22 protein-coding genes are annotated in these 12,296 nt (G+C 48.4%); 19 read left to right on the top strand and 3 right to left on the bottom strand.

All coding sequences use genetic code 11. The features are described 5' to 3' along the window. The 10 genes from KO499_RS02890 to KO499_RS02845 all read left to right on the top strand — a co-directional run. On the top strand, window positions 1-237 hold a 237-nt coding region (locus tag KO499_RS02890), incomplete at its 5' end, for a GNAT family N-acetyltransferase (protein WP_215982213.1). Window positions 238-316: 79 nt separating this feature from the next. After that, window positions 317-1,018, top strand: a complete 702-nt coding sequence (locus KO499_RS02885) for a hypothetical protein (RefSeq protein WP_215982212.1) — start codon at window positions 317-319, stop codon at window positions 1,016-1,018. A gap of 96 nt (window positions 1,019-1,114) precedes the next feature. Continuing rightward, window positions 1,115-1,648: a GNAT family N-acetyltransferase gene (locus tag KO499_RS02880; RefSeq protein ID WP_215982211.1), complete on the top strand. Its 534-nt coding sequence runs from the start codon at window positions 1,115-1,117 to the stop codon at window positions 1,646-1,648. 100 nt (window positions 1,649-1,748) lie between these two features. Next, the gene (locus KO499_RS02875; protein ID WP_215982210.1) at window positions 1,749-2,120 is read left to right on the top strand and encodes a hypothetical protein; all 372 of its coding nucleotides are present in this window, start codon (window positions 1,749-1,751) and stop codon (window positions 2,118-2,120) included. 110 nt (window positions 2,121-2,230) lie between these two features. Next, a complete protein-coding gene (locus KO499_RS02870) occupies window positions 2,231-2,587 on the top strand; it encodes a hypothetical protein (protein WP_215982209.1) in 357 nt (118 codons plus the stop codon). Window positions 2,588-2,679: 92 nt separating this feature from the next. Continuing rightward, entirely contained in the window at window positions 2,680-3,078 is a 399-nt protein-coding gene (locus tag KO499_RS02865; protein WP_215982208.1) for a GFA family protein, read from the top strand. A gap of 83 nt (window positions 3,079-3,161) precedes the next feature. After that, window positions 3,162-3,524 (top strand): VOC family protein, encoded by a 363-nt coding sequence (locus KO499_RS02860; protein ID WP_215982207.1) that lies wholly within the window; start codon window positions 3,162-3,164, stop codon window positions 3,522-3,524. Between the two features lie 181 nt (window positions 3,525-3,705). Continuing rightward, a complete protein-coding gene (locus tag KO499_RS02855; RefSeq protein WP_215982206.1) occupies window positions 3,706-3,963 on the top strand; it encodes a type II toxin-antitoxin system Phd/YefM family antitoxin in 258 nt (85 codons plus the stop codon). Then, the gene (locus KO499_RS02850) at window positions 3,951-4,253 is read left to right on the top strand and encodes a type II toxin-antitoxin system RelE/ParE family toxin (RefSeq protein ID WP_215982205.1); all 303 of its coding nucleotides are present in this window, start codon (window positions 3,951-3,953) and stop codon (window positions 4,251-4,253) included. The genes KO499_RS02855 and KO499_RS02850 overlap by 13 nt, the downstream gene beginning before the upstream one ends. Before the next feature lie 101 nt (window positions 4,254-4,354). Next, window positions 4,355-4,639: a GNAT family N-acetyltransferase gene (locus KO499_RS02845; protein WP_228339742.1), complete on the top strand. Its 285-nt coding sequence runs from the start codon at window positions 4,355-4,357 to the stop codon at window positions 4,637-4,639. 7 nt (window positions 4,640-4,646) lie between these two features. Here the strand turns inward: KO499_RS02845 and KO499_RS02840 are convergent, their stop codons facing one another. After that, window positions 4,647-5,129 (bottom strand): hypothetical protein, encoded by a 483-nt coding sequence (locus KO499_RS02840; protein WP_215982204.1) that lies wholly within the window; start codon window positions 5,127-5,129, stop codon window positions 4,647-4,649. A gap of 271 nt (window positions 5,130-5,400) precedes the next feature. Here KO499_RS02840 and KO499_RS19880 point away from each other — a divergent pair, with 271 nt between their 5' ends. Together KO499_RS19880 and KO499_RS02830 are read left to right on the top strand one after the other, a co-directional pair. Continuing rightward, the gene (locus KO499_RS19880) at window positions 5,401-5,631 is read left to right on the top strand and encodes a GFA family protein (RefSeq protein ID WP_215982225.1); all 231 of its coding nucleotides are present in this window, start codon (window positions 5,401-5,403) and stop codon (window positions 5,629-5,631) included. Continuing rightward, window positions 5,622-5,909 carry a GFA family protein gene (locus KO499_RS02830; protein ID WP_215982203.1) on the top strand — a complete coding sequence of 96 codons (288 nt, stop codon included), beginning with the start codon at window positions 5,622-5,624 and terminating at the stop codon, window positions 5,907-5,909. Before KO499_RS19880 ends, KO499_RS02830 begins: the two co-directional genes overlap by 10 nt. Before the next feature lie 529 nt (window positions 5,910-6,438). On the opposite strand, the gene KO499_RS02825 is transcribed toward KO499_RS02830, so the two are convergent. Continuing rightward, complete coding sequence (locus tag KO499_RS02825; RefSeq protein ID WP_215982202.1) at window positions 6,439-7,209, bottom strand: MBL fold metallo-hydrolase; 771 nt, start codon at window positions 7,207-7,209, stop codon at window positions 6,439-6,441. A 63-nt stretch (window positions 7,210-7,272) separates the two neighbouring features. Here KO499_RS02825 and KO499_RS02820 point away from each other — a divergent pair, with 63 nt between their 5' ends. The 7 genes from KO499_RS02820 (at window position 7,273) to KO499_RS02790 (ending at window position 10,589) form a co-directional block, all read left to right on the top strand. Further along, on the top strand, window positions 7,273-7,605 hold the full coding sequence (locus KO499_RS02820; RefSeq protein WP_215982201.1) for a MerR family transcriptional regulator: 333 nt from the start codon (window positions 7,273-7,275) through the stop codon (window positions 7,603-7,605). 90 nt (window positions 7,606-7,695) lie between these two features. Continuing rightward, entirely contained in the window at window positions 7,696-8,100 is a 405-nt protein-coding gene (locus tag KO499_RS02815) for a hypothetical protein (RefSeq protein ID WP_215982200.1), read from the top strand. Window positions 8,101-8,125: 25 nt separating this feature from the next. Beyond that, entirely contained in the window at window positions 8,126-8,542 is a 417-nt protein-coding gene (locus tag KO499_RS02810) for a VOC family protein (RefSeq protein ID WP_215982199.1), read from the top strand. Window positions 8,543-8,677: 135 nt separating this feature from the next. Then, the gene (locus KO499_RS02805) at window positions 8,678-9,091 is read left to right on the top strand and encodes a PaaI family thioesterase (protein WP_215982198.1); all 414 of its coding nucleotides are present in this window, start codon (window positions 8,678-8,680) and stop codon (window positions 9,089-9,091) included. Window positions 9,092-9,185: 94 nt separating this feature from the next. Then, a complete protein-coding gene (locus KO499_RS02800; RefSeq protein WP_215982197.1) occupies window positions 9,186-9,587 on the top strand; it encodes a GFA family protein in 402 nt (133 codons plus the stop codon). Window positions 9,588-9,681: 94 nt separating this feature from the next. Continuing rightward, window positions 9,682-10,143: a methyltransferase family protein gene (locus tag KO499_RS02795; protein WP_215982196.1), complete on the top strand. Its 462-nt coding sequence runs from the start codon at window positions 9,682-9,684 to the stop codon at window positions 10,141-10,143. Between the two features lie 77 nt (window positions 10,144-10,220). Beyond that, window positions 10,221-10,589 (top strand): hypothetical protein, encoded by a 369-nt coding sequence (locus KO499_RS02790; RefSeq protein WP_228339730.1) that lies wholly within the window; start codon window positions 10,221-10,223, stop codon window positions 10,587-10,589. A 112-nt stretch (window positions 10,590-10,701) separates the two neighbouring features. Here KO499_RS02790 and KO499_RS02785 read toward each other — a convergent pair whose 3' ends face one another. Beyond that, window positions 10,702-12,141, bottom strand: coding sequence for an esterase-like activity of phytase family protein (locus tag KO499_RS02785; RefSeq protein ID WP_215982195.1), 1,440 nt, complete (start codon window positions 12,139-12,141; stop codon window positions 10,702-10,704). Window positions 12,142-12,296: the final 155 nt, after the last annotated feature.

Below are 12,296 nucleotides of genomic sequence, written 5' to 3'. Positions count from 1 at the left end.
GCGGTTCGGGTTGGAGTGGCGCCATTTATTGAAATAGCTGGCCTTATAGTTGATGAGCAGCACCGAAGTGAAGGAATTGGTTCTAAGTTGGTTGCGGAAGCTATCACCTGGGCCAAGTCATTGGGGGTTACTGTCCGAGTTCGCAGCAATTCAAAGCGCGAAGCCACCCACAATTTTTACCAAGCGCAAGGCTTCAAATTATTGAAGCAACAGCATGTTTTCGAGTTCAATTTATAACAAGGCGCAGCAGTACGTGGCCTACGGCCACCGGACGCCCCTGTCGGGGCGCCGCTAAACCCAGGCGTTATGAGTTCTTATGAGTAAACCGAAGTTTATTGGATTGGCTAAATTCTTCAGAGAGGAGTCCTTCTTGGATTTCCTGATCGATGGGGTTTTCCATTGCAATACTCCGGAGAAGTATCGCTTGGATGGGTCGGAAGGTATTGGCGATCTCCATGAGTCGTGTATGCATGCGTACCGAGCAGCCAGAGGTGATAAGCCAGTAGTCCTGAAAATTAATGGCAAAGAGCTCGAGGGGCTCACTGCTGTAACAACCCACATGAATAAGCTAAAAGACATGTGGCTTCATTGCTGGTTTGCGCTGGACTTCCCAGAAAATAACGAGCAATTGTTAGCATTGACCGAAGACTTGAAAAGGGTGAGGTCTGAATTCGGTGAGAACTTTGCTTTTCTTCCGAGCGCCCACCTCAGGGAGTTTACCAATAGAGTAAAATCCCTCCAGGATGGGCAGTTCGAACGTGGTCGCGTTTCATATTCTGAGAATCGTGAGGATTGGTCTTTGGGGTGTAAAGCAGAACCCTATGCTTACCAAAGGGAATATAGATTCGGCCTTGGACAGTGCGGGCATACCTCGATAGAGCCATTGGTTTTGAGGTACGAGCATGGATTTGCAGATCTGCTGCAGAAGAACCCACATATAAAAATCTCAGACAAAGAAAGCGGCGCGGTTTGGTTCAAATTGAGTAAGGACGAGTGCTATTGCTGCCCAGACTCATAACCAGTCGTTCAAGTTCGTTCCAGGCCTGTCGGCCGTCCACCGGACGCCACAGTCGTGGCGCCGCTGTGCTTCAGCGTTATGCACAAGGAGAATTCGGTGCAATTGTTTGAAACGGAAAGGTTGGTTGCAAGGCAGCTATCCCACCAAGACGTTCCGGTGCTCACTGAAATTCTGAGCGACCCGGAAGTCATGGAATATTCCGTTCGTGGAGTTTGCGACGAGAAGGCTACCCGCGAATTTATAGACTGGTGCCTTGAGTGCTACTCATCTCACGGAATCGGGCCATGGGCATTGTTCGAGAAAGAGTCAGGTGATCTTATTGGCTTCTGTGGTGTTGGGCCTGAGTTCGTTGGCGAGATTGAGGAAATCAATCTAGGTTATCGTTTGGCTCGCAGGTTCTGGCGTCAGGGCTTCGCGACTGAAGCTGTTAAAGGTGTGATGCAGTATGCCTTCGAACAAAAACACTGTGAGTCGGTAGTTGTTATCATCGAGCCGGAACATACGGCATCCGTGAGAGTGACAGAGAAGTCGGGATTCCGAGACTACACAGTTCATAACTTTCATAACCGGCTGGTGCGGCTATATCGAATGACGTGCGAAGGCTGGGCATTGCATAACAAGTCGCTGTAGTACGCGGCCGATGGCCGCCGGACGCCCTTTACATTGCGGCTTCGCCTTTATTCCAAGGTCGCCGCTAAGCTCAGCGTTAGCACCAATAAAGGAGTCAAATTTGAGATCGGGAATCTTTATTGTATTTATTTCTTTGCTGGTTGGATGTGCAGCCTATGAACAACCTATTCCCGCAGCAACAAGCATAGGCGAAATCGCCGAGCCGTCTTTTGAAAAAAAGACCGTTGGAGAGGCCTCGATCATGACGAATCAGGCCTTGAGGTCGTACCGGGAGGAATATATCCATGCAACCGAACACAAAGCTTTTGCTCAATCTGATGTGGGTTCCTGGTCTTGGAAGTCAAATAGGACCTCAATAAAGCACGCAATAGAGAATGCTTTGATAGATTGTCAAAAAAACAACAAAAAGCACGAAGCTGAATATCCGTGCAAGATTTTAAATGTTGACGGGAAATGGGCCGGGGAGCGCTAGATGCTAACAAGGCCAGTCAGGGCGACGCCTACTACATTGCGGCTTCGCCTCCATTCTATAGCTAGCCGCGCATGCTGGCTGGAGTTAGCACAAATAAAATCAGAGTATTTATGAAGAGAATCCTAATTTTATTAATATCTTTGTTTTCATCTTTAAATGTCATCGCCGAATGTCTTTTCCTTGAAAATCAAACAGAAATCAAAGAAGTTTCAGACCTCAGAAATCAAGCAAATCTTGTCTTAGGTGCAGAGGGAGAAAACTGCGACTCCATCACGGACAGAGATACACGTAGTTCTTGTCAATGTAAGTACCGAAAAGAATCCTTAATAAAATTCAAAAAGCAATATGATGAAGTTCTTAGTAAAAAACCAGAATATAGCGAAAGATGGGTATGTTATTCTGATAATAACCAAGGAATTTCAGTGAACTTTATCGCTTATAAGCAAATGGCTACCTGGTGTATTTAGTGCTAATAAGTCAATCAACTACGCGCTTCCGGCGTCGGAAGCAGCAAAGCTGCGCCGGTTATTGAGGTGTTATCACACAAGGAGGTGAATAAATGAAGCAAACAGGTAGTTGTCTCTGCGGGGGTATTCAGTATGAAATCAATGGTCCTCTGACGGATATTCTGAACTGTCACTGTTCAATGTGCCGGAAGCTTCATGCCTCGGCGTTCAGAACGCGGGCTAAGGTGCAGTCCTCGGATTGGAACACCGTCAAAGGTCAGGAGTTACTGAAATTCTACGAATCCTCCCCGGGTGAGCACAAAGGCTTCTGCTCAGACTGCGGCTCTAGCCTCTATACCAAATTCGATGCAGCCCCCGAGGTATATGGTTTCCCACTTGGAACACTTGATACCGACCCGGGAGTTAAAGCGGAGCGCCACGTGTTCGTTGGCAGTAAGGCTCCCTGGTTCAATATCACGGACGATCTGCCTCAGAATGCGGAATACGACTGAGTCAGTGATAACAAGTCGCGTAATGCGGAGGCTTTTAGCCGCCGCTTCGCTCAGCGTTAGCCCAGAGAGGCAAAGGAGAGTGCATGGCAAGTTCGAACATTAACAGCGTGTTTGCAGTTGTATCAGTGACAAATCAAGACGACTCCGTCGGATGGTATACGAAGTTGCTTGGACGTGACCCGGATATCGTTCCTGCGGTAGGTGTGGCTGAGTGGCAGCTTGCCGACAGCGCTTGGCTCCAGGTGACCGAGGATTCCGAGCGAGCAGGTACGTCAACGGTCATAGTGGGTGTAAACGATATCGAGACTCAGTGTAGAAGTTGCGCCGAGGCAAACGTGTCGCACGGTGAAGTTATAGAGTACCCGGACATCATCAAAATGATCGATGTTTTAGATCCCGACGGGAATAAAATAGCCTTTGTCCAGGATATTTCGAGCGAGACCTGATCGATCGCGGCGGATCTGAACGCTATATCAAAAGAGCTAACAAGCGCAGGCACCGCGACGGCTTTTCTATTGCGGCTACGCTGCCACTACAAAGCCGCGCGTGCTTCAGCGTTAGCTGTTATTGCGCCGTCCCGGAAAGTGATACTATAGTGTCACTATTAGTCTGATTCAGGGTGAGTCCATGAAGGTTGAGCTTGTTACGAACCTCAAGCGCCAAGCCACAAAGATTCTGGCAGATCTGCACTTGTCTAAAGAGCCGATACTGATCACGGAGCACGGTCAGCCATCCGCATACCTTGTTGATGTGCAAGATTTCGAGTTTATGCAGCGCCGACTTGAGCTGCTTGAGGGGCTCTCGCGGGGAGAGCGTGCTGTACTTGAGGGAAGAACGTACAGCCAAAGTGAGGCCAGGGATAAAATGAGTAAATGGCTGAAGTAATCTGGACAGAGCCCGCTCTTCATGAATTGGATGCCATTGTTGAGTACATCGCTCTGGATAATCCTGCTGCAGCAAGTCATCTGGTACAAAAAATTTTCGATAAGACCGAGCGTTTGGAGAATTTTCCCCAATCCGGACGGATTCCTCCCGAGCTTCCTAATTCGGTATACAAGGAGTTAGTGGTTCAACCGTGTCGCATTTTCTATCGTGAGGATGGGAAGCGTGTTCTCGTCCTCTATGTTATGCGAGAGGAGCGGCAGCTCAGGGCTTACATGCTTGGGATCAGCTAACCGGGCGTGCCACTCGGATGCCTTTGTCTCCGCTTCGCTACATTAAAGTCACCTTTGCGCTTTCTTAGCTAACAAGTGTAGGTGTGCATGCTGCAAGCGTTATGCACAGAGAGAGATGGGTGCCATTGTTTGAAACAGAAAGGTTGATTGCAAGAAAGCTAGCCCATCAAGACGTTCCGATGCTCAGCGCAATGCTCCGTGATCCGGAAGTCATGAAGTTCTCCATTCGTGGAGTTTGCGACGAAGAAGCAACCCGAAAGTTCGTTGATTGGTGCCTTGAGTGTTACGCCTTTCAAGGAATAGGGCCATGGGCATTATGCGAGAAGGAATCGGGGCATTTTATCGGCTTCTCAGAAACGCAGTTAAAAATGGGAAGATTGCATTAGAACTTTGTTAATTTACCATGACTTTATATAAAATAGTTAAAGAAAAAGTCGCTCCAAACGTTAGTGCAATTAATCCGATATAGGCATAAAACATGGAGTCAGGTTGTACGCGTCTTAAAATTCCATTACAACCTGCTGAAGTGGTATAAATATTTAATTTATCGCCAACATTAAGCGAAGACGCTTCTCCAGCTGTCAACACTGCTACATTGGCATCAAGAAAGCTTGACTGACAAACTTCGCCTTCATTTTCCCACTCATATGTAATTGAATAATTAATAGTGTTGGTTCTAGATGATACATAGACCATATTAATTTCTATAATCTCTGCAGTCACAACTCTATCAAAATCGTGACTAGCGGTATGTAGATAACGACCAAATGGCCCACCATTCACTCCCTTAAGTTCGATCATGCTAACTAGTACCAATACCGCAATACTCGAATAAAACAATGCAACAACCGAAAGTTTGAGTTTATCAAGATTCATCTATTTCATAACTCGTAATAACTGTTAATTATTCATTTTCCGTAACCATGGTGCGACCCGAGAAATGTGAACGAATTTCGGTTTCCTCAAATACAGCTCCCCGTAAACCTGAGGTGACAGCTCGTTATTTGCACCATGATTGCTTCTTGAGTTCTAGAGACCTTCGATATAGTCAAAAATATCCAGATTCGCATCTTCTCGGATTTTATATGTCACACGACGTATACTGCTTTAGATATATCCGTTCAACCAGCATACAATGATTTAGCCCCTGGTAGGCAGAAATTATCCATGCAAGTCGCTGAAGTGCGCGGCCGAGGGGCGCCGGGCGCCCTTCAGAACCTGTGCAAACTGCGCTTCAAGCATCCGTACAAAGTTCGATTCGAAACCGGAAGTCTATGCGGTTCCATTGGGCACCCTAGACACCGATCCAGGTGTACGTGTGGACCGCCGCTGTGCTTCGGCGTTGAATGTACAGAAGGAGATCCTCTTATGGGGCTGAAGGGAAGTTGTTTGTGTGGCGAGATAGGTTACGAAATAGACTCTGTGGATATGCTCATTGTGCATTGCCACTGCCAAACTTGTCGTAAAGCCCATGCTGCTTCGTTTGCGTCTACGGTTGGCGTAAAGCGCGAGCATTTCCATTGGCTAACGGGCTCAGGATCTATTTCTACATTCGAGTCTTTGCCAGGGAAATTGCGTCATTTTTGCAAACACCGCGGACTCCACCGGACGCCGCTTATCATTGGCGTTAGCTTGAAGGTGTTACATGGACATTAGTCGCCACAGGAATCTAGTTGGGGTGTTTCAATTTATTGGCTTTTTTATAAGCTTCCTATTGATTTTTCTTTCTATAGATTTCCTTAAAGAGAAAAATGCACTAAATCCAATCGTGTTCTTTGTGGGGCCAATTGTTGCGGTTGTAATTATTCGCTTGATAATGATTTTTTATTTCCCGCCGATGTGTTCAAATAAAAGTTGTAGTGGGAAAATGCAATTGCACCTTGCCCGTAGCCGGGACTATTCATGTTTATCGTGCGGTTCAAACGTTAGGCTCAGTAAAATTAAGGATGACCCGGCAACTAAGAAAAGAATAAACAAATTATTAATCTTTGTAGTCTTTATTATTTCAATATTCGTAACATTGGCTATTATAGGTGGTGTGAAGAATTCAAGCTAACAAGTGCAGGCACGGCGACGCCCTTTTAATTGTGCCTCCGGCTGCATTCTTAAGTTGCGTATATTGCAATCTTATCTGATCACCGTACGGCTCCGGACACTCGCTTCGCGAGTGCCATCGTGCGCGGTGTTATCCATTAATAATCAATGTTTCTCCGTCGTTTGGTATTACGAATTTTTTCAATAAATCGTGTTTTTTCACTAATGCACTTAAGTCAGAGCGCGTAATACGGCAATGATCTAGAGCATCCATATGGTTAGCAATGATTTTCCCCTCAGACAAGGATGCTAGCTCAAGAATTTCTTCTTCGTTTAACAGTAGAGGAGCGCCAATATCAAATTGTGCTTTTCCCGTAGGAGCAACGATGTAGTCTGGTTGATTGATGGCTACAAACTGTCGAATATCGTCAGTTAATATAGTATCACCCATCAGATATAGGCTGGGCTGATTTGGTAACTTAATATAGTAACCTGTGCCATGTTCCATAAATGGAGTTAGCCAACCGGTGGTATGCTTGGCAGGCACTTGCTCAACTGTTCCATTGAAAAATGGACTACATTTATCTTTCAATAACTGAGTATTAATTCCTTTCTTGTTCAGGTACGAATAATCGTGGAGAGTACAAAAAGTCTTAATATTGTTTTTTTCTAGCCAACGCACCCCAGCTCTATCTAAATGATCAAAGTGCCCCTTTTGACAATGAGTGATCATTGCATACTCTATGCTTCCTTTTAATTCCTCGAATGCTTCTGGCAATTCAACTAGGGGGTTACGATGTTTACTTTTATAATATTTAAGTTTTGGTAGCGTGGATTTTCTAGAAAGCATTGGATCGATCAAAATACGCCCTTGGTCTATTTCGATAATGATTGTGGCATTTCTAATTTGGGTGATTTTCATTGTGTACTCCTCTTTTTGAACTATGGTAATCTGTAGACTTACTCCATAGTCAAGTTATGTGTTATGAAAATTTCCGAATTTGAAAAAAAGTCTGGAATATCAAGGGATACGATACGATATTATGAGAAGATTGGTTTGATTACTCCGCCCGCCAGAGGGGTGAACGGCTATCGAAATTATGGACAGGTTCAGCTTGAGGAGCTGGCGTTTATTCAAAAGGGCCAGAAAATAGGGTTTACGCTTACAGCTATAAAGGAAGGATATCGACGCTATAGGGAATTGGGCTACTTTTGCCCCGAGTTCAAGGAACAACTGCGTGAAAAAAAGGCCCAATTATCACTGCAAATTAGCAATAACAAGAAAGCAATCGCGGAAATTAATAAGATGTTGAGATGAAGAATGATATGTATAACAATAAATTCATAAGGACGCCTTACAGCCGCCTCTTGATTGAGCGTTAGGCGTTAGGCTCCAGGAGAGCAGGCAGTGGTGGTAGTCGCTTCAAAAGCTCTAGTGATTTGGGTTGGCATCCTGGCTTTAGCTGTCGCCAATGGAGTGCTGCGAGAATTGGTACTCACACCAGGTCTCGGAACTCCGGCGGCGCTCGTGCTTAGCGGTTTGTTGCTCTCAACCTTAATTATTGGCGTGGCATACTTTTCCCTTCCATGGCTGCACATCAATTACCCAGTTGTACTCTTTATCGTTGGGATGGAGTGGCTCATTCTTACGCTCGTTTTTGAGTTTTCGTTTGGGCTTTGGCAAGGCCAATCGTGGTACGAGCTGGTTGAGGCTTTCACATTCAAGGGTGGCAACATCTGGCCTGTTGTTCTTGTAACAACGGTTCTTGCACCGTACATCGCTGCTAAGCTGAGAGGAAGGGGCACCGCTTAATATTGGCGTTTTGCAGGGAGGAATCATGAAGCCACGGATTAGTATGATCACTTTGGGCGTGAGGCATATGCAGCGTTCGATTGAGTTCTATGAAGGGGGACTTGGCTTTCCCCGAATAGACTCACCGCCGGAAGTAGCCTTTTTTACTTTGAACGGCACATGGCTGGGCTTGTACGGTCGTGAGGCACTAGCGGAAGATGCGCAGGTAGGTGCAGCTTCCGAAGGCTTCGCTGGGTTCAGTCTGGCGCACAATGTAAGTTCAGAAGATGAAGTTGACCAGGTTATGTCTCAGGCTGCTTCCGCGGGCGCTGTTGTTACGAAGCCCGCCCGAAAGACGGAGTGGGGTGGCTATGCAGGTTATTTTTCAGACCCTGATGGCTATCTTTGGGAAATCGCACACAATCCATTGTTCTGGGTCGGTCCTTCCGATGAACCCCCATAACCAATCGCATCAGTTCGCGGCCAAGGGCCGCTAGACGCTCTTTCTATTGCGGCTGCGCCTCCATTGCAAGGGCGCCGCTTCGCGGCTCAGAACCGACGCGTGAGACGAGCGTCATATTTATAGGGTTTGCGAATCATGAGTGAGTTATTTGAGTTTGGTAAGGCGATATTGGCGAGTCAGCCTTTCAGCACCATGCTAGGTACTGAGCTGGAAATGTTTGAACCGGGTACGGCTGTTCTTACACTGGTTGTGCGTGATGAGTTGAAGCAGCAACACGGGTTCGTTCATGGCGGTGTTGTCAGCTACCTTGCCGACAACGCATTAACCTATGCGGGTGGTTCTGTGTTGGGTGATTCAGTTACTTCTGAGTACAAGATCAATTACCTACGTCCCGCCCTGGGCGAAAAACTAGTAGCTAAAGCTTCGGTATTGTCGTCAGGGAAAAACCAGGCAGTTTGCCAGTGTCATGTCATTGCGATTGGCGACGATGGTGAACGCACGGTTGCGGTTGCCCAGGGAACCATCAACAAAGCGAATCAAAAGATATAACCATACGCGCTTGTACGCGGGCGATGGCCGCTACTGGCTCCGCTGTGCTTCGGCGTTATGTGCATTTCATCCACAAGCCATGGAAGGGGTTCTGATGACTGATTATTTCGGTTCTTGTCTGTGTGGCACCGTGAGTTTTGAGATAAAGGGTGACTTCGATAGCTTTTACCTGTGCCATTGTCAGCATTGCCAGAAAGATACGGGTTCGGCTCATGCGGCAAATCTATTCTCACAGTCAGCGAAATTGATCTGGCTGTCGGGTGCAGATGCTGTGACGTCCTTTACGCTTCCAGGCACTCGTCATACCAAAAGCTTTTGTAAGCTGTGTGGCTCAGCGTTGCCAAACACTCAGATTGCAGGTCTGCTCGTTGTTCCCGCTGGATGCCTGGACACTGAACTATCGATGGCACCAACAGCGCACATCTTTTTATCCAGCAAAGCTGCCTGGGATGGGGAGGCAGGGGAAGTGCCAGAATTCGAGGGGCTGCCAGATTGAGCTACCATCACATAGCCAGTGGCCGTTGTCGGACGCACCCGCACTGGGCTCCGGCACGCCGCAAAGCCAAGCGTTAGGCGACAAAGGAATCATCGTGCAGGCATTAGAGTTAAAAATCCCACCGGTTGTTCAGGTGCTTGCTGTGGCAGGCCTTATGTGGACATTGGCGGTAGCTGTTCCGAGTCTTGGTTTCACGTTGTCCGCATCTCCGCTTGTAGCACTGGTGTTTGCGGCCATTGGTTTTGCTTTTGCTTTACTGGGTGTTTGGGAATTTCGGTCAGCAGGCACAACCGTCGACCCGCGAGTGCCAGATCAATCCGTTAGCCTTGTCGTTCGCGGTGTCTATCGAATAAGTCGAAACCCGATGTACGTGGGATTCCTGTTCGTTCTCATTGCTTGGGGGATCTTTCTGAGCAACCTGGTAAGTCTTGTGTTGCTTCCGGCCTTTGTTGTTTATATGAACCGCTTTCAAATCCTCCCAGAGGAGCGGCACATGCGAGAGAAGTTTGGTAAGGCTTACTGTCAGTATGAAGCAGAGGTGCGCAGGTGGGTTTGACGCCCGAATATGCGTCGATGCCAGATGTGGTCGGTAGCAGTAACGCGTTATGTGTTCCGGGGATTAAGGAGCTGATCATGGATTTAGAGTTTGAACCGGGAAAAAACATTGCGATGAAAATTCCGTCGCACCAGTATGACGATACCGTCCGTTTCTACCGAGACGTTTTGAGATTCAAAGAGCTGACGGGAAGTGGTGCGGGCGATACGCCAAGATTTCAATTTGGCGATAAAGTGCTTTGGCTAGACTGCATGCCTGGTTTGAGTCAGTCAGAAATATGGCTGGAAGTCGTCACAAGTGATACCAGTAACGCATCTGAGTATCTGAAAGAGAAGGGTTGTCACCGTAGGGATGAGATCGAGCCGCTTCCGAAAGAGTTGAAGGCATTCTGGGTATCTAGCCCGGCGAATATCATTCATCTGGTTTCATCCAGCGATGACACGTAACAAGTGAAGCAAGTTCGTTCCGGCCCTGGGCATTGGACCGGTCCAAATGGGGGCCGGCCATACAATGGCCGGCCGCTTATGCAATGGCCCAATCGCCCTTATTTATACCGTCTTAGTTGCTGGACAGATCTAATCCGTTGATGATGAACAGTCGGTTTCCGTCGATGGTGTTGGTGTCGAGCATTTTCTGCTCCAGCTCACCATCTGTGGACCAGGTGGCAAAATCATCATCGTTCAGAACGCCAAGGTGGCTGTCGTCAATGACCCACAGACCTTCCATCTTGTCGTGCGGGAACCCCACCGCAGCGACCATATCTACAACCAGGTTTTTCTCAGCCGGCACAATGCCTGCAGCGGTCAGGCTGCTCCAGTCACCGTCTGCAAGGACCACTTCTTCGAGGGTCTTGCTGTCGATGGTCAGGCCTAGCGCGTTGTCCTGATCTATGTTTCCGGTCGCGGCGATCTGTTCAAGGTTGGTGGCGTTCGAGAGGTCGATGCGGTAGACATGCTTCTGGGCGCCGGGGGTGGCGGCACTAGCGCCCTCGGGGCCACCATAGAGGAAGCTGCCGTCACGCTCAATGACCAGAAACTCTGTGTCGCTCAGGGCGACGATCTCTGAGTTGGAGTTCTGGGTCTTGTCCTGTTTGTACAGGTACTGCCCCACCTCTTTTGTCTCCAGGTTAACCGTAACGATACGGGTAATGTTCAGGTTCTTGACGCTGCTGTCCGGGTTGTACATGGTCGACTGCATGATTCCGACGAGGGTTGTTTCGTCCGGTGTGATCGCCAGGCCTTCCATGCCGCGGTTGGCACGGCGGTTGGCGAACTCGGCTGGCAGGTTGATGCTGGTGCGAGCGTCGTCGGCAAAGGCGTTGATTCTGTCGATCTCCACGCCGTTGGCATCATAGTGGACCATATGCGGCCCATATTCGTCGCTAACCCAGAAAGTGCCGTCGCTTAGCGCGACCAGACCTTCGCCGTCGAGGCCGTAATCATCCAGTTTGAACGGGTTGGCGGTCTCGTCGTAGGGTTTGGTGTCGTCGATCAGAATGGGATCGCCGTTAGAGTGGTAAGGGGTTTCACCGGTGCCACCCAGGGCAGCGCTGTTGGGCAGCCCGCTGATGTTATTACCGTTGCGGTCTTTGAGCTCGATGGTGTCGACGTGATTTATCTCGCCGTTTTCCAAAACCTCGAACAGACCGATACGCGGGGTGTAGTCAGGGGTGGGGAATTTCTTCCCGGTGCCGTAGTCGCCGGTGAACGCGGCATTAGGACCTCGGTCGGTAAGGGCGTAGAAGCGGGTGGGTTCGCTGGGATGGGCAGTCATTGCTGAGCCGAAACCACCGTTGCGCACCTCGAATGTCTGTTGGGTCTTGGCATCGGTCAGGTCACTGCGCAAGACATCATAGGGTAGGAATACACCTGCCGCCGGATAGCTTTCCAGGACCGCTGCAGTATCTATACCGCCTGTTTTGTCGTCATTGTCGCTATCGCAACCGACCAGTAGGGAGGTGGCCAGCACAGAGGTTATCAACGCCTTTTTCTTGAACATCAGTTTTCATTCCTTTTTCTTTTGCAACGAAATTCGCCGAAACCGTTTCGGCATAAGGCCACCGGCTACAAGCGCTGCCGCGCTAACGACAAAACGTTGGAATATTCGTAGACAAAGGTGGGCTTGGAATCCTAATCAGCCCACCCGCTGAGGCC

The organism is Marinobacter sp. F3R08, from assembly GCF_018860425.1.
Taxonomy (GTDB): Bacteria; Pseudomonadota; Gammaproteobacteria; order Pseudomonadales; family Oleiphilaceae; genus Marinobacter.
The sequence above is the reverse complement of the archived record's forward strand: the minus strand, read 5'-3'. Positions and strand labels throughout refer to the sequence as shown.

Excerpts from the sequence above, each read along its gene's own strand:
- KO499_RS02885 (WP_215982212.1), top strand. The coding sequence starts at position 317 with ATGAGTAAACCGAAGTTTATTGGATTGGCTAAATTCTTCAGAGAGGAG.
- KO499_RS02870 (WP_215982209.1), top strand. The coding sequence starts at position 2,231 with ATGAAGAGAATCCTAATTTTATTAATATCTTTGTTTTCATCTTTAAAT.
- KO499_RS02865 (WP_215982208.1), top strand. The coding sequence starts at position 2,680 with ATGAAGCAAACAGGTAGTTGTCTCTGCGGGGGTATTCAGTATGAAATC.
- KO499_RS02860 (WP_215982207.1), top strand. The coding sequence starts at position 3,162 with ATGGCAAGTTCGAACATTAACAGCGTGTTTGCAGTTGTATCAGTGACA.
- KO499_RS02855 (WP_215982206.1), top strand. The coding sequence starts at position 3,706 with ATGAAGGTTGAGCTTGTTACGAACCTCAAGCGCCAAGCCACAAAGATT.
- KO499_RS02850 (WP_215982205.1), top strand. The coding sequence starts at position 3,951 with ATGGCTGAAGTAATCTGGACAGAGCCCGCTCTTCATGAATTGGATGCC.
- KO499_RS02845 (WP_228339742.1), top strand. The coding sequence starts at position 4,355 with ATGCACAGAGAGAGATGGGTGCCATTGTTTGAAACAGAAAGGTTGATT.
- KO499_RS02840 (WP_215982204.1), bottom strand. The coding sequence starts at position 5,129 with ATGAATCTTGATAAACTCAAACTTTCGGTTGTTGCATTGTTTTATTCG.
- KO499_RS02830 (WP_215982203.1), top strand. The coding sequence starts at position 5,622 with ATGGGGCTGAAGGGAAGTTGTTTGTGTGGCGAGATAGGTTACGAAATA.
- KO499_RS02825 (WP_215982202.1), bottom strand. The coding sequence starts at position 7,209 with ATGAAAATCACCCAAATTAGAAATGCCACAATCATTATCGAAATAGAC.
- KO499_RS02820 (WP_215982201.1), top strand. The coding sequence starts at position 7,273 with ATGAAAATTTCCGAATTTGAAAAAAAGTCTGGAATATCAAGGGATACG.
- KO499_RS02810 (WP_215982199.1), top strand. The coding sequence starts at position 8,126 with ATGAAGCCACGGATTAGTATGATCACTTTGGGCGTGAGGCATATGCAG.
- KO499_RS02805 (WP_215982198.1), top strand. The coding sequence starts at position 8,678 with ATGAGTGAGTTATTTGAGTTTGGTAAGGCGATATTGGCGAGTCAGCCT.
- KO499_RS02800 (WP_215982197.1), top strand. The coding sequence starts at position 9,186 with ATGACTGATTATTTCGGTTCTTGTCTGTGTGGCACCGTGAGTTTTGAG.
- KO499_RS02790 (WP_228339730.1), top strand. The coding sequence starts at position 10,221 with ATGGATTTAGAGTTTGAACCGGGAAAAAACATTGCGATGAAAATTCCG.
- KO499_RS02785 (WP_215982195.1), bottom strand. The coding sequence starts at position 12,141 with ATGTTCAAGAAAAAGGCGTTGATAACCTCTGTGCTGGCCACCTCCCTA.